This is a genomic window from Streptomyces sp. NPDC045701 (assembly GCF_056432045.1).
In genome coordinates, this window is record NZ_JBWKJV010000003.1 from 56,711 (window position 1) to 77,137 (window position 20,427).

Below are 20,427 nucleotides of genomic sequence, written 5' to 3' on the forward strand. Positions count from 1 at the left end.
CCCGCGTTGACCTGCGGGAACGGCGTCCAACAGCAGTCGAATTCGGCGGGGTCGGGTTGTGACCGGTTGAGACCGGTTGAATCGAGGTGGTGACGCACTTTGGCGCGAACCGGGAACAAGGAAACGGCGGGTCCGGCGACGCGGCTCGTGGCGGACATGGCGCGCAAGATGCGTGTCCGGAAGGGATGGACCCAGGACCAGCTCGGCAAGGCGATCGGCTTCACGGGCGCGGCGGTGAGCGCCATGGAGACCTGCGCCCAGCCGGCGAGCGACGCGATGCTGGTGCAATTGGAAAAGGTGATCGGTGATGGGCTGGGCCTGTTCGAGCAGGCGCGGCTGTATGTGCGGCTGGACAAGTATCCGGAGCAGTTCAAGAACTACGCGCTGCTGGAGCAGAAGGCGGTGAGCCTGTCGCTGTACGCGACGCTGGTGGTGCACGGGCTGTTCCAGACGGAGGCGTACGCGCGGGCGCTGATCGGGGGCGGGTACCCGCCGCTGCCGGAGCGGCGGGTGGAGGAGCTGGTCGAGGCGAGGATGGCGCGGAGGGAGCTGTTCGAGCGGGAGCCGGTGGCGCTGATCGAGCTGGTGCTGGAGGAGTCGGTGCTGCGGCGGACGATCGGCGGCGCGGAGGTCATGCGGGGGCAGTTGGCGCACCTCGCGGAGTGCGCGCGGAGGCGGAACGTGACGGTTCAGGTGCTGCCGCTGGACTGCGGGTGCGACGGCGAGTACGCCGGTGACCGGGGCCCGATGAATCTGGTGGAGACCCCGGAACACGACCACCTCGTGTACCTGGAACCTCAGGACGAAAGCCTGTTGATCAAGGACCCGGCAAAGGTGAGCACCTACAGCCAGCGGTATGCGAGGATCCGGGCACAGGCCCTCGACACCCGTGAATCGCTCAGCCTTATCGAACGGTTGGCAGGAGAGCAGAGATGACCAGCACCCCGCGGTGGTTCAAGTCCAGCTACAGCAGTGACAGCGGCGGTGACTGCGTCGAAGTAGCCTTCGACTGGCGTACGTCCTCGTACAGCAGCTCCAGCGGCGGCGACTGCGTCGAGGTGGCCGCCTGCCCCCACACCGTCCATGTCCGTGACTCCAAGAACCCCGGCGGGCCCGTCCTCGCCGTCGCCCCGGCGGCCTGGGGGTCCTTCCTCGACTGGGCCGAGTAGGGTTACTGGTAGGAATCACCCGAAAGGGGGCGACATGTCCGCGATCAGGCAGAGTGTCGAGATCTCGCGTCGTCCCGAGGACGTCTTCTCCTACCTGACGGACGCCTCCCACATGCCCGAGTGGCAGGAGAGCGCCCTGGCGGTCAGCCCGGTCGGCGACGCCACCGTGGGCGTGGGCTCACGGGTCAGGGTGACCCGGCAGATGGGCCGCCGACGGATGCCGATGACCATGGAGATGAGTGAGTACGACCCGCCGCGGAGCTTCCGCATGGACGGGCTCGACGGCCCCGTCCGGGGCCATGTGCACGGGACGGTCGAGCCGATCGGCGACGGCGAGCGGTCGCGCGTGACGCTGGACCTGGACTTCGAGTCGCACGGCATCGGGAAGGTGCTGGTGCCGCTGGTCGTCCGCCCGCACGCGATGAAGGAGATGCCGAAGAACGAGCAGCGCCTCAAGGACATCCTGGAGGCGCGCCCGTAGTCGGCCACAGGGCCGGGCGCGCTCCGGGCCCTGCGCCGATCCGGCTCGTCAGCGCTGTTCGGGCAGCCTGATCGTCCGTACGAGCGGCATGTCCGCGTACAGCTCGGGCTCCGCCGTCAGTACGGGTCGGCCATCCGGCCAGTCCGGCGTCGGGCGTGACAGATGGATTGCGTGGCCGAGCCGCCACTCCACCCCGTCCCGCATGAGCGCGCCCACGGCGCAGACACCCGCGAAGTCCAGCTCCACGATCTCGGCGGCCGGCAGCGCGCCCACGTGCTCGGCGAGGCCCTTACGGACACCGTCGGCGGCGGTGAGGCACATGGCGGGGACGTAGACGTGCCGGGTGGGGCCCCGCTGGGTGTTCGCGATGAACTGGGACGCCAGGACGTTGCCCGAGCCCAGCGCCAACAGGGCGGACTCGTCGTACACGACAGCGGTGGACCGGCTCACAGGCTGTCCACAGGCCGCCCGGCCTCCAGCTCCCGCCAGACCTGCTCCGCACGGTCGTGATCCTCGTCCGTGAGGGTGACGCCGAAGTGCGTCTCGCAGTACGCCTTGGTCTCCTCGTACCGCTTCCGAAGTTCTTCCTTGGTGGGCGTCGCCCCGGCCAGCTCGGCGATCAAGTCCCGCATCGTCATGCCGCGCTCTCGCGCGAGCACCATGAGGCGGTCACGGACAGCAGGATCAACCTTGACGGTGGTGTCGGCCATGACGACAGTATACCGGCGGTATACCGTCTCGGGTGGGTCCAGCAATGCGGTCATTTTGACCCCTCTCTTGGTTGACCCGGCCGCCGATCGGCGGCCGGGAGCTTTCAGGAGCGGCGGCGCAGGACCTGCCGGACCGACGCGCTGCCGCGCAGTGCCGCCGCGACGAAACCGGCGACGGCGGGCGTCGCGGGCTCGCAGCGGGCGCAGGAGGCCCCTTCGGGCACCGGCGTGCCGCAGACGCCGCACTCGGGGCGCACGGGCGCCACAGGGCGCGGTGCGGGCTTCTTGCGGCGGAGGCGGTCGGCCACCAGGGCGGCGGGGGCGTGGACGCGGGCGGGCAGGCCGGAGGTGAGCGCCTCGCGGATCAGGGAGTCGCCGGCGCCGACCGCCCACCACTCCTCGACCAGGGTCCTCAGCCGTTCCGCCTCGCCCGCCCCCAGGGCGAGCCGTGGATCGCTGCGGCCCAGTGAGGTGAGCAACTGGACGGCCGGGGAGGGAGGTTCTTTCACCCCCGTCTTTTCTCCCGCAGGGAGCGGGCCAGGAGCGTCGTGGCCCGGGGCACCGGAGGCCGGGTTTCCGGCCGTTTCGGGGACGGGGCCGGTGGCGGGGGCTCCGGCGGGGGCCGGGGCCTCGGCGGGCGCTTCGGTGGGGGCGTCGGGGTCGTACGGGGTGTCGAAGACCTCGTACTCCGTGCGCAGCCGTCCCGTGCGGTCCCGGCGGGTCAGGCGGCGCAGGTAGCGGGCGTCCTCCAGTTCCCGGAGGGCGGCGCCGATCCGGTCACGGCCCTCCTTGCGCTGCTCGGAGAGCTTGCGGATGCTCGCCCTGGCGCCGTTGGGAAGGCTGACGAGATAGGCGAGGAGCCCGACCGCGCACCACGAAATGGTGGCGTCGCGCAGCAGGGCGTTGCTGAAAGTGGTGAAGGCGCGCGTGGGCGCGGTACGGTAAACACGCATTGGGAGGTAGTGCTCCTGGTGTCGCGCCCCCGGATGTTGGCCCATCGCGGGGGCATTTCGTTTTCTGTGCGGCGAATCTAGCGCCACGCGCGGCGATCACCGCAATCAACGACCGTTAGTCATACGGTCATTCGAGAACCGGGGACGTGAAATCCGGTCTCCGGTGCGACCTGCGGTGATGCAGCGAAAAGGGGTGGCCACCCGCCGGTGGCCACCCCTGTGTCATATGCCGAATTCACCCCTGCGGGTGAGGCCGGTGAGGCTCAGTACAGCGTGCCGCGCGCTCCCCACCCCGAGCCGATCTGGGCCGTGGGGCCGAACGTGCCGTCGCCCCTGCCGCTGTTGCGCAGCAGCTTGCCGTTGGTGTCGCGGGAGACCAGGTCGTTCTTCCCGTCCCCGTCGATGTCACCCGCGCCGATGATGGCGTCGCGGCCCGCTCCCCAGTCGCTGAACACCAGGGTCCGGGGGTGGAACGCGCCCGTGCCGGTCGACTCGTACCGCCACAGCTCGCCGCCCGCGTCCCGGGCGAGCAGGTCGGCGTGACCGTCGCCGTCGAGGTCGCCCGCGCCGATCAGGGTGAGGCCGTTCCACTTCCCGGCGAACTTGACGCCCGCCTTGATGCCGCCCGTCCGGTTGTCCGCGTACAGGTAGAGGTCGCCCGTGGAGCGCTGGCGGGCCAGCAGGTCGGCGCGGCCGTCGCCGGTCAGGTCGCCGGGGTTGAGCAGCGCGTCGAAGGCGTTGAAGCCCGAGCCGATCTTCGCCTTGGGGCTCGTGGGGCCGGGAACTCCCCCGCACTTGGCGCTGTGGCGGTAGAGGTCGCCCGTGGTGGTGCGGGTGAGGACGTCGTTGCAGCCGTCGTTGTCCAGGTCGCCGAAGGGGACGACGGCGCTGACGCCGGTCCAGCCGCTCGACGTCGTCGACGTGCCCTTCACCGGCTCGTGGGCGCTCAGGGCGCCGCCGCCGCGGGCGAACAGCTCGCCGACGCCGTCACGGTCGTAGTCCCGGAACGGCAGGTACACGTCGGCGACCTGGATGGTCCCGGTGCGCACCGCGCGCGGACCGCTGCCGTCGCCGGGGTCGGCGGTGAGCGTCCAGGTGTAGTGCCCGGCGGGCACGGGAGTGCCGTCCGCGCGCCTGCCGTCCCAGCCCATCGAGACCTGCGCCCCGAAGCGGTCGGCGGAGCTCCAGCCGGCCACGGTCGTACCGGCCGGGTTCCTGAACTCGATGCTGGTGCGGAGGGCGGGCCGTGACAGTTGCCAGGAGCCGTGCCAGCTACGGTCCGCGCCGTTCGCGACGTTCAGCACCGTGGTGTCCTGGCGCTCCTCGATGACCGAGATCGGGGAGCGCGGCACGCTCACCGGCTTGATGTGGATGCGCTCCTCGGCGTCCGTGAACGCCACGTGCCCGCCGAACTTGTCGACGGACCAGTCGGTGTCGGCCGGGACGGGGGCGAAGTCGGTCGTCCTGACGGCCGCCGGGTCACCGGTGTGGAAGTCGGTGAGCGTGAGCTTCCCCGCCGCCGCGTCCTTGCGCACCACGAACCCGTCGCCGAGCTGCGTCTCGCCGAACGGCACCGGGGTGCTCAGCCGGGTCTTCTGGTCCCAGACACCGGCCTTGGCGCCCTTGGCACAGCTCCAGTGGAGCCAGCGGCCCACGGCCTGGAGCCGATCGGGGGTGCAGCCGGAGCCGATCGGGAGCGCGGCCGACGTCGCCTTCGTCTTCACGTCGTACCAGGAGACGGTGGAGGGCTTGGCGGGGTCGGACAGCCAGACGGTGGTGCCCCACACCGTGGACGCGGCCTTGCCGCCGAAGGAGCGGGTACTGAACTGCCGCTGGAGGTCGCCCACGTACTGGGTGGTGGCGGTGCCCGACACGACGTACCGGCCGGAGCCGCCGGTGAGCCGTCCGTACATCCCGTCCGCGTGCTCCCCCGTGAGCCCCCCGATGACGTCGGTGTTCGACTGGTGCGCCGCCTCGCCGTTGCCGAGCGGAACCAGGGCGCCGACCGAGATGGGCAGGCCCCGGACCATGACCCGCCGGTCCGCCGTGGGGGTACCGGTGATGGACAGGAGGTGCCGGTACAGCTCCGAGGCGGGCGACGCGCCGGCCCTGGTCCGGTAGTGCAGCGCCCCGGCGCCCAGGGTGAGGCCGTCCACGGCCGTGGGGGCGGGCGGTACGTCCTTGACCTTGGTGATCACCGGTACGCCGGCGGCGTCGAGGCCGATCCGGCGGACGGCCCAGTCCGTCGCGCTGGTGCCGCCCGTGACGAGCAGGCTGCCGTCGGGGGCGACCTGCGGACGCGCGGCGGAGTGCGCCAGCAGGGAGCGGACCTCTCCGCCACCCACGGGGATGGCCTGAAGCCACACGCCGGGCAGGGCGGACTTCCAGCTCTCGGGTGTCCAGCCGAACACGATCCAGTCGCCGATCACCACCTCCCCGCCCTGTTGGTACCGGTATCCGTTCGACGGTGCCGGCAGCTGCGTCACCACCGGCGTGGCCATCGGGTTGCCGCGCGGCACGGTGCGGACCTGGCGCGGGGCGTCGCCGCCGTAGCGGTCCAGCAGGTGCCGGTCACCGAACTGTTCGAGATCGACGTCCCCGTGGTCGGGCATCTCCCTCAGCTCGGCGCCGGCGTAGTCGACGAGGTACTCCTTCTCGACCGCCCCGTCGAGGGTGGCCAGGAACACCACGGCGCCCTTGGCCGTCCGCTGGTAGGCGACGCCGTGCATCAGCTTGAAGCCACCGGGCACCCCGGTCACCGGCTGCTCGACCGCCTTGCCGTCCTCCATCCGTACGACACCGAGCGAGGCGAGCGATCCGTCCGCCGCCGACCGGGACACGAGGATCGACTCGGCGGTGAAGCCCTCGGTCCAGCTCGCGCCCTCCGGCACCTCCACCTTCCGCACCCCGGTGGAGCCCAGCGCGGTGATGCTCACCGTCCGGGGCGCGCCCGGCGTCGCGGGGTCGAGGGCGGCGCGCATGCCGCCGTACCCGTCGCCGGTGGCCGTCAGCGGGGTGCTCGCGCCGGTGGCGTACTCCGTCCAGAGAGTCCCGGTGGTGCCTTCCCGCTGGTGCAGGAAGCCGGCGGCGCCCGCTTCCAGCACGGTGTCGGCGCGCGGCTGGTAGCGGACGGGCGCGGGCAGCACGACCTCGGCGGCCGGGCCGTCCGCAGCGAGCGCCGCGCCCGGGAACAGCGGCACGAGGGTGCCCGCCAGGGCGACGGCGAGGACGACGGACGCGCCGGAGCGCGTCAGGGCGTGACGTGGCAAGGGTCCCTCCCCAGGAACCGAAGAGACGGGAGAGACGGCGCGGCGGCTCGCCACGGCTGACAGACCCGCCCGGCCCCCCTGGCCGCGCGCTCCCCCGCAAGACGCTCGGATCGTAACAGCGGCCGCCGACAGTACGGCCGGCACCCTCGGGCGGGTACGACGAAGGGGCGGCCACCCGCCGGTGGCCGCCCCTCGTCCAGGTGTCTCAGCAGCTCAGGTTCGAGCCGGTCGGGACGCCCAGGATCTGGGTGAAGCGCTGGTAGTTGTTGATGCGGCTCTGGACCTGCGCCGGGTTCTTGCCGTCACACTCCAGGGAGCCGTTGATGGAGCGGATGGTCTGGCCGAAGCCGGCGCCGTTGACCATGGCGTTGTGGGGCGTCATCGTGCCGGGGCCGTTCTGGGTGTTCCAGTACCAGAGGCCGGTCTTCCAGGCGATGGGCGCCTCGCGCTCGACGCGGTAGGGGTTGTTCAGCAGGTCGATGCCGAGGTCGTCGCCGGCCGCCTTGTAGTTGAAGTTCCAGCTGAGCTGGATCGGGCCGCGGCCGTAGTAGGCGGCCTGGCCGGCCGGGCAGCCGTAGGGCTGCCCGGAGTCGCAGTAGTGCGGGTAGTTGGCGGTGTTCTGCTCCACGACGTGGACCAGGCCGCCCGTCTCATGGCTGACGTTGGCGAGGAACGCGGCGGCCTCCTGCTTCTTCACCGTGTCGCTGCCCGTGTTGGCGAAGGCCGGGTACGCGCTGAGCGCGGCGGTCAGGCCGCTGTAGGTGTAGAAGGAGTTCCGGTTCGGGAACATCTGGTTGAACTGCGCCTCGCTCACCACGAAGCCCGAGGGGGACGGGGACGGTCCCGGGCCGGTGCCACCGCAGGCGCCCTGGTCGGACCAGACGTCGGAGGAGCCGGGGCGTTCGTTCTGGGTCCACCACTTCGCCAGCCAGTTGCGGCCGTTGTAGGAGGCGGTCCCGCCGCCCGTGTAGACGGCGGAGGAGTTCCACGGCGCCGCGCATTCGGCGGCCGACGCGGTGGACGTGGGGAGGACGATGGCCAGAGCGATGGCCATGACGAGCGCCGCGAGGGCGGCGAAGGGTGTCAACAGGCGTCGTACCATGGGGTATTGCCCTTCCGTGGGGGATGCCACCACGGAATCGTGAGTGGTCTGTACCTGTCAAGGTCTAGACCAAGTTTTTTGACCGTTGAACGGCTCCCGGCCGCCCACCGGGGAGTTCACCGACGTCCCCCACCCCGACGTGTGACCCGGACCAGGACCTCCACAGCCACGAGGTGACCACCACCCAGGGTCCGGCCGGCGCGCCGCTCGTCCGCTTCCGGCAGAGCTTCCCGCGGACCGACGAGGACACCGGCGAACCGCTGTCCGGCACGGTCCACTGCGAGGAGACCGCCGTACCGGGCGGCGCCGGCGCCCTGCTGGTCCCGGGCCCGGCGACGGTCGACGCCGCCGCGTCCGACCGGGAGCGCACGTCGTCCGGCGCGTCGGTCAACCCGCGCCTCCAGCGCGTCGGCGGCAAGGACCGGCTGCTGGTGTACGGCATGGACGCGGACGGGGAGCCCGGTGAGTTCTCCAGGGAGAAGTGACCGGGCTCCCCGTCCGACGGCGTGCGACCTACAGGAAGGAGTTGATCTCGATCGTCTCGGTGCGGCCCGGGCCGACGCCGATCGCCGAGATCGGGGCGCCCGACATCTCCTCCAGCGCCTTCACGTACGCCTGCGCGTTCTTCGGCAGGTCGGAGAAGGTCTTCGCCTTGCTGATGTCCTCGGACCAGCCGGGCAGGTACTCGTAGACGGGCTTCGCGTGGTGGAAGTCCGTCTGCGAGTAGGGCAGCTCCTCGACGCGCTTGCCGTCGATCTCGTACGCGACGCAGACCGGGATCTGCTCCCAGCCGGTGAGCACGTCGAGCTTGGTGAGGAAGAAGTCGGTCAGGCCGTTGACGCGGGTGGCGTACCGGGCGATGACCGCGTCGAACCAGCCGCAGCGGCGGTCGCGGCCGGTGGTGACGCCCCGCTCGCCGCCGATGCGGCGCAGCGCCTCGCCGTCCTCGTCGAACAGCTCGGTCGGGAACGGACCGGCGCCCACGCGGGTGGTGTACGCCTTGAGGATGCCGATGACCCGGCTGATCTTCGTGGGCCCCACGCCGGCGCCGGTGCAGGCACCGCCGGCGGTCGGGTTCGAGGAGGTCACGAAGGGGTACGTGCCGTGGTCCACGTCCAGGAGGGTGCCCTGGCCGCCCTCGAAGAGGACGACCTTGCCCTCGTCGATGGCGTTGTTGAGGATCAGCGTGGTGTCGGCGACGAACGGCTTGATCTGGTCCGCGTACTGGAGCATCTCCTCGACGATCCGGCCGGACTCGATCGCGCGCCGGTTGAAGACCTTGGCGAGAAGCTGGTTCTTCTGCTCCAGCGCCGCCTCGACCTTCTGGGTGAGGATCGACTCGTCGTACAGGTCCTGGACGCGGATGCCGACGCGGTTGATCTTGTCGGCGTACGTGGGACCGATGCCGCGCCCCGTCGTGCCGATCTTGCGCTTGCCGAGGAACCGTTCCGTCACCTTGTCGAGGGTGACGTTGTACGGCGTGATCAGGTGCGCGTTACCGCTGATGAGCAGCTTCGACGTGTCGACGCCGCGCTCGTTCAGTCCGCTCAGCTCGGAGAGCAGGACCGCCGGGTCGACGACGACTCCGTTCCCGATCACCGGGGTGCACCCCGGGGAGAGGATTCCGGAAGGGAGAAGGTGCAGCGCGTACTTCTGGTCGCCGACGACGACCGTGTGGCCGGCATTGTTGCCGCCCTGGTAGCGCACCACATAATCAACGGATCCACCGAGGAGGTCGGTGGCCTTTCCCTTGCCCTCGTCACCCCACTGAGCACCGAGCAGCACAAGTGCGGGCACAGGCGTACACCCCTTCCGGGCGGGGCATGTCCAAGGCGCGGGGAGTACGGACGTCGTACGACGGTGTACGACACAACCTGAGCCGTCGGACCGGGTGCCCCGGAATAGACGAAGCCCCTGGCGCAATAGCGCAAGGGGCTCTTGCACAAAGATGCTACCCGAGGAAGGACCGAGGTGTCGGCTCCCGACCAGCTGCTGGTCGTCATCGACGCGGTAGCGCGCCGGAACGACGGGGAATCCGTACGGATCGCGAGGGACGTGCTCCGCGCCGGGGCGAGCGCGAAGATCTTCCTCGCGGACACCCCGGCGGAGTTCGCCCGGGCCCTCGCGCGGCGGGGTTCGCGGCGTCCCGTGGTCATCGGGGACGACCGGGCGCTGCTGCGGGCGGTGGCGCAGCTGCACCGGGAGCGGGAGCTGGCCGACGGGGCGTTGTCGCTGGTCCCGGTGGGTCCGCGCAGCGGTGTGGAGCTGGCCGCGACGCTGGGTGTGCCGCTCGGCGCGGTGGCGGCGGCGCGGGCGGTGCTGGACGGGGCGGCGCGCCGGCTGGACCTGCTGGTCGACGACAGCGACGGCGTGGTGGTGCGGGGCCTGCGGATCCCGGCGGGGCCGGCCGGCCTGGCGGTGGTCGAGCCGCCGTCGGTGTGGGACACCTGCCGGACGCTGGTGCGGACGCTGGTCCGCCCCGCGCCCTCCATTCCCGCTATGCGGACGCACCGGCTGCGGGTCGAGGTCGACGGGCGGCTGCTGAGCGACCTGGACGACCCGGTCGAGGGCGTGACGGTGCTGTCCCGGGGCGGGGTCGCCGAGGTCGTCGTCCGCCCCCGGGCGGCCGAGCCGGTCCGGGCGGAGGCGACGGCGGTCACCGTCTCGGGCGCGCCGTTCCGCTACCGGGCGGACGCCCTGGTGACGGGCCCGGTGTGGACCCGCACCTGGACGCTGCGCCCCTCGGCGTGGTCGCTCACCCTGCCGGCGGCGTAGACCCGGTCCGCCTCCGGCGCGCCGGCCCGCCTACAGCGCGTCCAGCGGGCCGGTCATCGCCGGGGGCGAGGTGTCGTCGTTGTCGTCGTCGTCCGGCGAACCGGGGAACATCAGCCAGGCGCTGCCGCTGACCATGCCCAGAGACGTCAGTCCGAGGGCGAACTTCAGCAGCCGCATGCCGCCCGTCCACTCGTGGGGCGGACCGAACACGACCCAGAGACCGAGGCCCGCTCCGGCCAGCAGGACGAGGACAGCGGCGGTGCGGCGCAAGGCGGTTGGCATGCCCGCATGATCTCATTCGCGCTCGCGCGACGTGGTGGCACGGTGCTCCCGCCAGCGGTCCAGCACTTCGTGCATCTCGTTCTGGAGGAAGGCGAAGAAGTCGGCCGTCTCGGCCACCCGCGCCCCCGCCGCCGTGTTCGTGCCGAGCGCCTGCGCGCCGTCGCGCAGGACGGTCTCCCAGCGGGTGAGGAGCTGGTCGCGGCGGGTGAAGGTCTCGTACCAGAGCTCGTTGTGCAGGACGTACCGGTCGCGCCGGGAGCCCGGTTCCCGTTCGCGGCTGACCATGCCGACCTGGTTGAGGTAGCGGACGGCACCGGAGACGGCGGCCGGGCTGATCCGCAGCCGCTCCGAGAGCTCGGCGGAGGTCAGCGAACCGCTGTCGGAGGCGAGCAGCGCCGCGAAGACACGGGAGGCCATGCGCTGCATGCCGGCCTCGGTCAGCTCGGCGGCGAAGCGCTCCACGAAACGGCCGGCCGGGGGTTCCTCGTTCTCCTTGGACATACCCCCGACTTTATACGCTTCCTTAACTTCACAAATTTGTGAAACTACCGTATGTTCACAATCATGACGACCGCCATCACCGTCTCCGGACTGCACAAGTCGTTCGGGCGGACGCGCGCACTGGACGGCCTCGACCTGGCCGTCGCGACCGGGGAGGTCCACGGCTTCCTCGGCCCGAACGGGGCCGGCAAGTCCACCACCATCCGCGTCCTGCTCGGCCTGCTGCGCGCCGACTCCGGCACCGCCCGGCTCCTCGGCCGCGACCCCTGGCACGACGCCGTCGAACTGCACCGGCGCGTGGCGTACGTCCCCGGCGACGTGACCCTGTGGCGCAACCTGTCCGGGGGCGAGGTCATCGACCTGCTCGGCAGGCTGCGCGGGGGCCTCGACCGGGCCCGCCGGGCCGAGCTCGTCGAGCGGTTCGAGCTCGACCCGGCCAAGAAGGGGCGTACGTACTCCAAGGGCAACCGCCAGAAGGTGGCCCTCGTCGCCGCCTTCGCCTCGGACGTGGACGTCCTGGTGCTCGACGAACCGACGAGCGGCCTCGACCCGCTGATGGAGGGGGTCTTCCAGCAGTGCGTCGCCGAGGAGCGCGACCGGGGCCGGACGGTGCTGCTGTCCTCCCACATCCTCAGCGAGGTGGAGAGCCTCTGCGACCGCGTCAGCATCATCCGCAACGGCCGCACCGTGGAGACCGGCTCACTCTCCGAGCTGCGCCACCTCACCCGTACCAGCGTCACGGCCGAACTCGCCGGGCCGCCCGGCGGGCTCGCCCACCTGCCGGGCGTGCACCACCTGGACGTACGGGGCCGTCGCGTCACCCTCCAGGTGGACACCGACAAGCTGGACGCCGTGCTGCGGTCCCTCGCCGACACCGGCGTCCGGTCCCTCACCAGCAGCCCGCCCACCCTGGAGGAGCTGTTCCTCCGCCACTACCAGGAGGCCGGGCGATGAGCGTCTCCGGCGCGTTCACCGGGACCGGCGCCCTCACCCGGCTCGCGCTGCGCCGCGACCGGCTGCTGCTGCCGCTGTGGGTCCTGGTCGTCGGCGGCCTGGTGGTCAGTGGCTCCGGGTCGCTGGAGGCGCTGTACGACACCCCCGCCGAGCGCGCCGACCTCGCCGCCTCGATGACCGCCAACAGTTCGATGCGCTCGCTGTACGGGCCGGTGTTCGGCGACTCGGTCGGCGCCCTGGTCGCCTGGCGGTTCACCACGTTCGCGGCGGTGCTCGCCGCCGTCATGAGCCTGGTCATCGTCGTACGGCACACCCGGGAGGAGGAGGAGACCGGGCGGCAGGACATGCTGTCCGCCACCCGGGTGGGGCGCCGGGCACCGCTGACGGCCGCGCTGCTCACGGCGCTCCTCGCCGACACCGCCGTCACGCTGATCGTCACCGCCGGGCTGTCCGGCGAGGGGGCGGGCGGGGCGCTCGCCCTCGGCCTCGCGGTCGGTGGCACCGGCATGGTCTTCGCCGGGCTGGCCGCCATCGTCGCGCAGCTCACCGAGAGCGCCCGGCTCGCCAAGGGCCTCACGGCGGCGCTCCTCGGCGGGGCCTTCGCGCTGCGGGCGGCCGGTGACGCCGGCCACTCCCCCGCGCCGACCTGGGCCTCCCCCATCGGCTGGGCGCAGCACGTCCGGGCCTTCGCCGGCGAGCGCTGGTGGGTGCTGTCGCTGATGGCGGCGGCGGTCGCCGTCCAGGCCGCGGTGGCGTACGCGCTGTCCGCCCGCCGCGACGTCGGCATGAGCTTCCTGCCCGCCCGCCCCGGGCCCCCGTCCGGACGCATCACCACGGCGGGCGGGCTCGCCCGGCGGCTCCAGCGCGGTGCCCTGCTCGGCTGGACGGCCGGCTTCCTGGTCGCGGGCGTGGTCTTCGGCGGCATGGTGCAGGGCGCGGGCGACCTGGTCGGCGACAACGAGCAGGCGCGGCGGATCGTCGAGCGGATGGGCGGGCAGGCGGGCCTCCAGGACGCCTTCCTCGCCACCATGACCGGCCTGTTCGGCATGGTCGCGGCGCTGTGGATCGTCGGATCGGTGCTCCGCCTGCACGGCGAGGAGACCTCACAGCGGGCCGAGCCGGTCCTGGCGGGTGCGGTCGGCCGCCTGCGGTGGGCGGCGGGCCACCTGGTCATCGCCTTCGGTGGTGCGGTCGCGATGATGGTCGCGGCGGCGGCCGGGCTCACCCTGGCGTACGGCCGGGACGGCGGGCCGGTCCTGGGCGCCGCGCTCGCCCAGCTCCCGGCGGTGTGGGTGGTCGGCGGCCTGGCGGTACTGCTGCACGGGGTGGTCCCGAGGGCGGCCGTCGCGGCGTGGGGCGTGGCGGGACTGTGCCTGGCCCTCGGCTGGGTCGGCCCGGCGCTGGATCTCCCGCAGGCGGTGCTGGACCTGTCGCCCTACGGGCACCTGCCGAAGCTGCCGGGCGCGCCGGTCGACCGGGCCCCGCTGCTGCTCCTGACCGGCCTGGCGGCGGCCCTGGTGGCGGCCGGCCTGGCGGGGCTGCGGCGGCGGGACGTACCGGCCTAGGTCGTGTCCGTGCCACGGCCGGGCGGGACTCGCGGACCCGCCCCGGCGCTCACACCTCGACGAGCAGGCCCTCCAGCCCCCGGATCACGAAGCCCGGCCCGCGCTCCGGCTCCCTCACCGGCCGGAGCGCGGGCGCGCGCTCCAGCAGGGCCGTCATCGAGGCGGCCAGCTCCATGCGGGCCAGCGGGGCTCCGACGCAGTAGTGGATGCCCGCGCCGAAGGAGATGTGGGGATTGTCCGCCCGCGACAGGTCCAGCGTGTCGGGCCGGTCGAACGCGTCCGCGTCCCGGTTGGCCGAGCCGAAGAGGAGGGCGATCTCCGAGCCGCGCGGCACGGTGGTGCCGCCGATCTCGATGTCGTCCAGCACCCAGCGCTCGAAGAGCTGCAGCGGGGTGTCGTGGCGGAGCAGTTCCTCCACGGCGGTGGGGACCAGCCCCGGGTCGGCGCGCAGGGCGGCGAGCTGCTCCGGGTGGCGGAACAGCGTCCACCAGCCGCCGACGGTGGAACCGACCGTCGCCTCGTGGCCGGCGTTCAGCAACAGCACACAGGTGGAGACCATCTCCTGCTCGGTGAGCCGGTCGCCCTCGTCGTGTGCCGCGATCAGCGCGCTGATCAGGTCCTCGCCGGGCGAGGAGCGCCGCTCGGCGATCAGCCGGCGCAGGTAGGCGGAGAACTCCAGCGACGCGGTGACCGCGCGGGCCGCCGTCTCCTCGTCCGGGTTCAGCTCGTACATGCCGCAGATGTCGGCCGACCAGGGGCGCAGCGGTGCCCGGTCGGACTCCGGGATGCCGAGCATCTCCGCGATGACGGCGACCGGCAGCGGCTCGGCGACGGCGCTCAGCAGGTCGCCGCCGCCCTCGGCGACCAGGGAGCCGACGAGTTCGCCCGCCAGCCGGTGGACGTAGGGCCTCAGCCGCTCGACCGTGCGCGGGGTGAACGCCTTCGACACCAGGCGCCGGACACGCGTGTGGTCCGGCGGCTCCAGGTCCAGCATCCCGTGGTCGTTGAGGGTGTGGAACGGCTCCTGTGCCGCGGGAGGGGGTGTGCGGCCGAAGTCCTCGTCCGTGAAGCGGTGCCGGTACGTCCGCCCCAGCCGCCGGTCGCGCAGCAGCGCGGACACGTCCGCGTGGCGCGGGACCAGGTACTGGCGCGTCGGTTCGAACCAGTGCACCCGGCCACGGGCGCGCAGTTCGGCGTAGGCCGGATAGGGGTCGGCGACGAAGGCCGGGGACCACGGGTCGAAGTCCATGCGCCCGACCTTATGCAGCGCTCAGCCCGGTGTCACCAGCCGCGCCTCGTAGGCGAAGACCGCCGCCTGCGTACGGTCCCGGAGTCCGAGCTTCACCAGGATGCGGCTGACGTGCGTCTTGATCGTCGACTCGGCGACCACCAGGTGGGAAGCGATCTCGCCGTTGGACAGGCCCTGCGCGATCAGCACCAGGACCTCCGTCTCCCGCTCCGTCAGGTCGCCCACCTGGGCCAGGGCCGGCGGGCGGGCGGTCTCGGCGGTCTTGGCGAACTCGGTGATCAGGCGCCGGGTGACGGTCGGCGCCAGCAGCGCCTCGCCGCCCGCCACGACCCGTACGCCCTCCGCGAGCTGCCGCGCGGAGGCGTCCTTCAGCAGGAAGCCGGACGCCCCGGCGCGCAGCGCCTGGTACACGTACTCGTCCAGGTCGAACGTCGTCAGGACCAGCACCTTGGCGTCGCCGTCCGCCGCGACGATCTCGCGGGTCGCGTCGATGCCGTTCATCTCGGGCATCCGGATGTCCATCAGGACCACGTCCGGGCGGAGGGTCGCGACCTGCCGGACCGCCTCCCTGCCGTTGACGGCCTCGCCCACCACCTCGATGTCGGGCATCGCGTTCAGCAGCACGGAGAAGCCCTCGCGGACCATGATTTGGTCGTCGACGATCAGTACGCGGATGGTCATGCCGACTCCTGCCTCGCGGCCGGGATGAAGGCCGCCACCTCGTAACCGCCGTCCTCGGTGCCGTCCGCCGTCATCTCGCCGTTCAGCATCGCCACCCGCTCCCGCATGCCCGTGATCCCGTGCCCGGCACCCGGCGAGGGCTTGACCAGGCCACGCGCCGGCCCGTTCACCACCCGCAGGCCCAGCCCGCCGAGCACGTACGACACCTCCACCTTGGCGGACGCGCCGGGCGCGTGCCGCAGCACGTTGCTGAGCGCCTCCTGCACGATCCGGTACGCGGACAGCTCCACTCCCTGCGGCAGCTCCCGCGCGGCGCCGGTGACCGTGGCGTCCACGGTGAGGCCCGCCTCGCGGACGTTGGCGATCAGCGAGTCGAGGTCGGCGAGCGTCGGCTGGGGGGCGTCGGGCGCCTCGTAGTCCTCGGCCCGTACGACGCCGAGGATGCGCCGCAGCTCGGTCAGCGCGGCCACCGCGTTCTCCCGGATCGTGGCGAAGGCCTGCTCCAGCTCGGGCGGCGGGTTCTCCACGCGGTACGGGGCGGCCTCCGCCTGGATGGCGACGACCGACATGTGGTGGGCGACCACGTCGTGCAGCTCGCGCGCGATGGTGGTGCGCTCCTCCAGGAGGGTGCGCTTGGACCGCTCCCGTTCGGTGACGGTCAGCTGCGCGGTGACCTCCTCCTTCGCCGCGCGGCGGGTGTGGAAGAGGGCGACGCAGAGCAGGACGAACGCGGAGGTGACCAGCAGCGGCCAGGTCGAACTGCTGTGGCCCCGGCTGAGGACGATCTCGCAGAAGAAGCCGAACGCGCCCGTCAGCGTCCACATCCAGGCGGCGGTGCGGGGGCGGGTCCGGGCCGCGACCACGGTCATCACGGTGAGCTGGCCGAGGAAGGCGGCCGGGGCCCACGGCCAGCCGTCCCAGGCACCCGACAGGACGCTGACGAACGGGGCCGTCGCCAGGGACAGCCAGAACGCGGCGACGGGCCGGACCAGGGTCAGCAGGACGGCGGCGGCCGGGACGATCCCCGTGACCGGCCCGCCATCGGTGTAGCCCACCGACATGACGATCAGCGCCGCCCCCACCACCAGGGCGTGCGGGAACCACGCCACGTACACGCGTATGAAGCGGGGCAGCCGCCTGGTCACCGGGCCGTCGGTGCCCATGGGCGGGAGGAGCCGGTGGGCGAGGGCGTCGTCGAGGAGCTCGCGGCGCATACCCATGAGCATGCCGTGAGCCATCCGGTACTCCGGACTGCGCGTCTTGGTGTCGGTCACATCGGCAACGGTATGCAAGAGCGGGGACGCGGTCGTCACCTTGGATGCGGATCCTTCCGCGTCCCCCTGGAGTACTACACCGCTGATCAGGCACGGAACACCCCGGCCCGGACCCGGGCCCGCACCGCGGAGGTACCTGGCCGGGCGGCCGGTGTCCTCGATCACCAGGCGAGCTGGGCGATCTCCTCCGCCACCACCGCGCAGGCGTCGGCGGCCGGGTCGATCAGCGGGAAGTGGCCCACCCCGTCCAGCAGCGTCAGCCAGACCGTCTCGCCCGCCTTCGCCGCCGCGTCCACGTACGCCTCGGCGACCGCCTGCGGGACGACCGTGTCCTCGCGGCCCTGGACGACCGTCGTGGCGATCCCGGTCGGCAGCAGCGCGGCCGGGTCGGCGTGGCCCGCGCGGCTCTCGTACGCGGCGTCCCCGCCGAGTAGCTGCCGCACCGCGCCCCCGCACACGTCCAGCTCCACCGCCCGCTCGAAGTGCGCGATGGGCGCCAGCGCGACGACCCCGCGCAGTGCGGGCGGGGCGTCCAGCCGCCACCGCGCCCCGGCGGGCAGCACGTGCCGGGCGGCCGCCCACAGCGCCAGGTGCCCGCCCGCCGAGTGGCCGGTGACGACCGTGCGGCGCGGGTCGGCCTGCGGCAGGTGGGTACGGGCCAGGCCGGGCAGCGCGTCCAGCGCGGCGGCGACGTCGTCGAACGTCTCCGGCCACCGCCCGGCGACGGGCCCCTCACCGCGCGGTGACGGGATCTCGCCGCCCCGCCGGTACTCGACGCTGGCGACGGCGAAGCCGCGTCGCGCCAGGAAGTCCACGAAAGGAGTGATGTGCCGCCGGTCGTACGGCGCCCGCCACGCCCCGCCGTGCAGCACGACGACGAGCGGCGCGCGATCGCCCCCGCGAGGGGCGTAGAAGTCCACGACCTGGTCCGGGTGGTCGCCGTACGGAGCGGTGGAGTCCGGGTCCACGGGCGGGTGCGACAGGGCCGACGCTTCCTCGGCGGCGTCGCGCTCGGCGGGGTCGGGCATGGTGCTCAACCTTTCGGTGACGAGGCCGAATTGGCCTGACCTGCGGGGACGGTACCAGCACTCGCGCCCCCGCAGATCAGGGCCGAACATCAGCCCGGACGCCCCGAAAGGACGTCCGCGAGGACGCCTGCGGCGCGCTCCGCGTCCGTGAAGGAGACGTACAGCGGGGTGAAGCCGAACCTCAGCACGTCGGGCCGGCGCAGGTCGCCGACCACACCCCGCGCGATCAGCTCCTTCATCACGGCGTGGGCGTCGGCGCAGCGCAGGCTGACCTGGCTGCCCCGTTCCCCGTGCGCCTCGGGCGTCACGGAGGTGACCGCGCCCTCGGGGGCGTAGGCCTCGACGCACTCCAGGAAGAAGTCCGTCAGGGCCAGGCTCTTCGCCCGTACCGCCTCGATGGGTACTCCGTCCCACACGTCCAGCGCCGCCTCCAGCGCCAGCATGGACAGGATGTCGGGCGTCCCGACGCGTCCGCGTACCGCGCCCTCCGCCGCCGCGTAGCCGGGCGTCATCGCGAAGGGGTCGATGTGCGAGTTCCAGCCGGGCAGCGGGGAGTCGAAGCGCGGCAGGTGGCGCTCGGCGACGTACAGGAAGGCGGGCGCACCGGGCCCGCCGTTGAGGTACTTGTACGTGCAGCCGACCGCCAGGTCCACGCCGTGCGCGTCCAGGCCGACCGGCAGGGCGCCGGCGCTGTGGCACAGGTCCCACACGGCCAGTGCGCCCGCCGCGTGGACGGCCGCCGTGATGCCCGGCAGGTCGTGCAGCCGGCCCGTGCGGTAGTCGACGTGGTTGACCAGCGCGGCCGCCGTGCGCGGGCCGACCGCGTCCGCCACCTCGCCGGGGGCGGCGGCTACCAGGCGCCTGCCGGTGAGGCGGGCGGCCGACTCGGCTATGTAGCCGTCCGTCGGGAACGTGGAGGCGTCCACCACGATCTCGTCCCGGTCGTCGCCGCCGGCCCGGTCCGCCAGCCGTACGGCTCCGACCAGCGCCTTGAAGACGTTGACGCTCGTGGAGTCGCCGACCACCACCTGGCCGGGCGCCGCGCCGACGAGCGGCGCGATCCGGGCGCCGATCCGCTCCGGCGCGGTCCACCAGCCGCTCTCGTCCCAGGAGCGGATGCGCAGCTCGCCCCACTCGCGGGTGATCACGTCGGCCATGCGGTCCGGTACGTGGCGGGGCAGCGCGCCGAGCGAGTTGCCGTCCAGGTAGACGACGCCGTCGTCGAGCGCGAACAGCTCGCGGTGTCCGGCCAGCTGGTCCCGGGAGTCGAGCGCGGCTGCGCGCGTCACGAGGTCGTCAGACATGGCTGCGCGCGTCATGAGGTCGTCAGACATGGCTGCGCGCCGTCCACACCTCGGGGAACACGTTCTTGCGGGTCCGCTTCTCCAGCCAGGCCACCCCGGCGGAGCCGGCCGTGCCCGTCTTGGATCCCATCGCGCGGCGCGTCGCCACCAGGTGGTCGTTGCGCCATCGCCACACCAGCTCGCCGACATCCGTCAGCGCCTCGCCGAGCCGCACCAGTTCGGCGTGCTCGTCCGGGTTCGCGTAGACGCGCGCCCAGATGTCCTCGACGACCTGCGACGGCTCGTACTTCTGCGACAGGTCGCGGTGCAGGACGCTGTCCGGAACCGGGTGCCCGCGCCGGGCGAGGAGCCGCAGCACCTCGTCGTACAGGCTCGGCTCGTACAGGGCCTTCTCCAGCTCCGCGTGGACGCGCGGCGCGCCCCGGTGCGGCACCAGCATCGAGGCGGACTTCTCACCCAGCAGGAACTCCAGCCGCCGGTACATCGCCGACTGGAACCCGGAGCCCTCACCGAGGGCGCTGCGGTAGGAGTTGAACTGGGCGGGCGTGAGACGGGCGAGCGGCTTCCAGGAGGCGTTCAGGGCCTCCAGCTCGCGCACGGACCGCTCCAGCGCGTCCATCGCCACCGGGATCCGGTCCTCGCGCAGCGCGCGGCTCGCGGTCTCCCACTCGTGGACGATCACGGTGAACCACAGCTCCATGACCTGGGTCGTGACCAGGAAGACCATCTCTCCCGGATCGTCCGAGAGCGGGTGCTGGAGGTGGGTGAGGACGTCCGCCTGGACGTAGTCCTCGTACGGCGTCGTGCCTGTGTACTCCAGGTTCGGGGTGTCCGAACCGGGCACGGAGGCATCGGGGGAAGTAGACATCGCTGTCTCCATCAATGCGTGCTACCGGGTAGCGGTCTGCCCCCTTCTTCAGCGCTCGGTTCACCTCCGGAGCGCATGAACCGGTGCCGACGGTCGATCGTGCTCGGTCGTCGCTCGTTCCTCACGACCTCCGCGCGTTCTCCCTTTCGGCACCGTCGCGCTCCTTCGGCTCACTCCCGAGAGCCGACCGGGAGCCCCGGTCCCCTCGGGACCACGGGTCTGTGCGCGTGGTCCCAATCGCATCATGACACGAGCGGTCCCC

General features: G+C 72.4%; 21 protein-coding genes. 7 read left to right on the plus strand and 14 right to left on the minus strand.

Annotated features, from left to right (window positions below):
* The first annotated feature begins 99 nt into the window (after positions 1-99).
* Genes AC07DW_RS04365 through AC07DW_RS04375 form a run of 3 tightly spaced genes read left to right on the plus strand, consistent with a single transcriptional unit; the run spans position 100 to position 1,650 of the window.
* On the plus strand, positions 100-936 hold the full coding sequence (locus AC07DW_RS04365; RefSeq protein WP_478856104.1) for a helix-turn-helix domain-containing protein: 837 nt from the start codon (positions 100-102) through the stop codon (positions 934-936).
* Positions 933-1,169: a DUF397 domain-containing protein gene (locus tag AC07DW_RS04370; RefSeq protein WP_478856105.1), complete on the plus strand. Its 237-nt coding sequence runs from the start codon at positions 933-935 to the stop codon at positions 1,167-1,169. Before AC07DW_RS04365 ends, AC07DW_RS04370 begins: the two co-directional genes overlap by 4 nt.
* A gap of 34 nt (positions 1,170-1,203) precedes the next feature.
* Positions 1,204-1,650: an SRPBCC family protein gene (locus AC07DW_RS04375; protein ID WP_478856106.1), complete on the plus strand. Its 447-nt coding sequence runs from the start codon at positions 1,204-1,206 to the stop codon at positions 1,648-1,650.
* A 48-nt stretch (positions 1,651-1,698) separates the two neighbouring features.
* Here AC07DW_RS04375 and AC07DW_RS04380 read toward each other — a convergent pair whose 3' ends face one another.
* From AC07DW_RS04380 to AC07DW_RS04400, 5 genes are all read right to left on the minus strand, one after another.
* On the minus strand, positions 1,699-2,100 hold the full coding sequence (locus tag AC07DW_RS04380) for a PIN domain-containing protein (RefSeq protein ID WP_351816331.1): 402 nt from the start codon (positions 2,098-2,100) through the stop codon (positions 1,699-1,701).
* Positions 2,097-2,360 carry a hypothetical protein gene (locus tag AC07DW_RS04385; protein WP_433115457.1) on the minus strand — a complete coding sequence of 88 codons (264 nt, stop codon included), beginning with the start codon at positions 2,358-2,360 and terminating at the stop codon, positions 2,097-2,099. Before AC07DW_RS04385 ends, AC07DW_RS04380 begins: the two co-directional genes overlap by 4 nt.
* 104 nt (positions 2,361-2,464) lie before the next feature.
* Entirely contained in the window at positions 2,465-3,313 is an 849-nt protein-coding gene (locus AC07DW_RS04390; protein WP_478856107.1) for a hypothetical protein, read from the minus strand.
* A 263-nt stretch (positions 3,314-3,576) separates the two neighbouring features.
* The gene (locus AC07DW_RS04395) at positions 3,577-6,582 is read right to left on the minus strand and encodes an FG-GAP repeat domain-containing protein (protein WP_478856108.1); all 3,006 of its coding nucleotides are present in this window, start codon (positions 6,580-6,582) and stop codon (positions 3,577-3,579) included.
* A gap of 205 nt (positions 6,583-6,787) precedes the next feature.
* A complete protein-coding gene (locus AC07DW_RS04400; protein WP_478856109.1) occupies positions 6,788-7,684 on the minus strand; it encodes a glycoside hydrolase family 19 protein in 897 nt (298 codons plus the stop codon).
* 173 nt (positions 7,685-7,857) lie between these two features.
* Between AC07DW_RS04400 and AC07DW_RS04405 the strand changes: the two genes are divergently transcribed.
* Positions 7,858-8,169, plus strand: coding sequence for a hypothetical protein (locus AC07DW_RS04405; protein ID WP_478856110.1), 312 nt, complete (start codon positions 7,858-7,860; stop codon positions 8,167-8,169).
* A gap of 28 nt (positions 8,170-8,197) precedes the next feature.
* Here AC07DW_RS04405 and AC07DW_RS04410 read toward each other — a convergent pair whose 3' ends face one another.
* Positions 8,198-9,481: an adenylosuccinate synthase gene (locus AC07DW_RS04410; protein WP_478856111.1), complete on the minus strand. Its 1,284-nt coding sequence runs from the start codon at positions 9,479-9,481 to the stop codon at positions 8,198-8,200.
* A 174-nt stretch (positions 9,482-9,655) separates the two neighbouring features.
* Here AC07DW_RS04410 and AC07DW_RS04415 point away from each other — a divergent pair, with 174 nt between their 5' ends.
* Positions 9,656-10,459 carry a diacylglycerol kinase family protein gene (locus tag AC07DW_RS04415; protein ID WP_478856112.1) on the plus strand — a complete coding sequence of 268 codons (804 nt, stop codon included), beginning with the start codon at positions 9,656-9,658 and terminating at the stop codon, positions 10,457-10,459.
* A 30-nt stretch (positions 10,460-10,489) separates the two neighbouring features.
* On the opposite strand, the gene AC07DW_RS04420 is transcribed toward AC07DW_RS04415, so the two are convergent.
* On the minus strand, positions 10,490-10,741 hold the full coding sequence (locus AC07DW_RS04420; protein ID WP_478856113.1) for a hypothetical protein: 252 nt from the start codon (positions 10,739-10,741) through the stop codon (positions 10,490-10,492).
* A 12-nt stretch (positions 10,742-10,753) separates the two neighbouring features.
* Positions 10,754-11,242 (minus strand): GbsR/MarR family transcriptional regulator, encoded by a 489-nt coding sequence (locus AC07DW_RS04425; protein WP_478856114.1) that lies wholly within the window; start codon positions 11,240-11,242, stop codon positions 10,754-10,756.
* A 63-nt stretch (positions 11,243-11,305) separates the two neighbouring features.
* On the opposite strand from AC07DW_RS04425, the gene AC07DW_RS04430 reads away from it, so the two are divergent.
* Positions 11,306-12,196 (plus strand): ABC transporter ATP-binding protein, encoded by an 891-nt coding sequence (locus AC07DW_RS04430; RefSeq protein ID WP_478856115.1) that lies wholly within the window; start codon positions 11,306-11,308, stop codon positions 12,194-12,196.
* Positions 12,193-13,761 (plus strand): ABC transporter permease, encoded by a 1,569-nt coding sequence (locus AC07DW_RS04435; RefSeq protein ID WP_478856116.1) that lies wholly within the window; start codon positions 12,193-12,195, stop codon positions 13,759-13,761. The genes AC07DW_RS04430 and AC07DW_RS04435 overlap by 4 nt, the downstream gene beginning before the upstream one ends.
* Positions 13,762-13,810: 49 nt before the next feature.
* On the opposite strand, the gene AC07DW_RS04440 is transcribed toward AC07DW_RS04435, so the two are convergent.
* The 6 genes from AC07DW_RS04440 to AC07DW_RS04465 form a co-directional block, all read right to left on the minus strand.
* Positions 13,811-15,010 (minus strand): cytochrome P450, encoded by a 1,200-nt coding sequence (locus tag AC07DW_RS04440; protein WP_478856117.1) that lies wholly within the window; start codon positions 15,008-15,010, stop codon positions 13,811-13,813.
* A 21-nt stretch (positions 15,011-15,031) separates the two neighbouring features.
* A complete protein-coding gene (locus AC07DW_RS04445) occupies positions 15,032-15,691 on the minus strand; it encodes a response regulator (RefSeq protein WP_478856118.1) in 660 nt (219 codons plus the stop codon).
* Positions 15,688-17,052: a sensor histidine kinase gene (locus AC07DW_RS04450; RefSeq protein ID WP_478856378.1), complete on the minus strand. Its 1,365-nt coding sequence runs from the start codon at positions 17,050-17,052 to the stop codon at positions 15,688-15,690. Before AC07DW_RS04450 ends, AC07DW_RS04445 begins: the two co-directional genes overlap by 4 nt.
* A gap of 74 nt (positions 17,053-17,126) precedes the next feature.
* On the minus strand, positions 17,127-17,993 hold the full coding sequence (locus AC07DW_RS04455) for an alpha/beta hydrolase family protein (RefSeq protein WP_478856119.1): 867 nt from the start codon (positions 17,991-17,993) through the stop codon (positions 17,127-17,129).
* 89 nt (positions 17,994-18,082) lie between these two features.
* Positions 18,083-19,297, minus strand: coding sequence for a kynureninase (kynU, locus tag AC07DW_RS04460; protein ID WP_478856120.1), 1,215 nt, complete (start codon positions 19,295-19,297; stop codon positions 18,083-18,085).
* 22 nt (positions 19,298-19,319) lie between these two features.
* A complete protein-coding gene (locus AC07DW_RS04465) occupies positions 19,320-20,165 on the minus strand; it encodes a tryptophan 2,3-dioxygenase family protein (RefSeq protein ID WP_478856121.1) in 846 nt (281 codons plus the stop codon).
* Between the last annotated feature and the right edge of the window lie 262 nt (positions 20,166-20,427).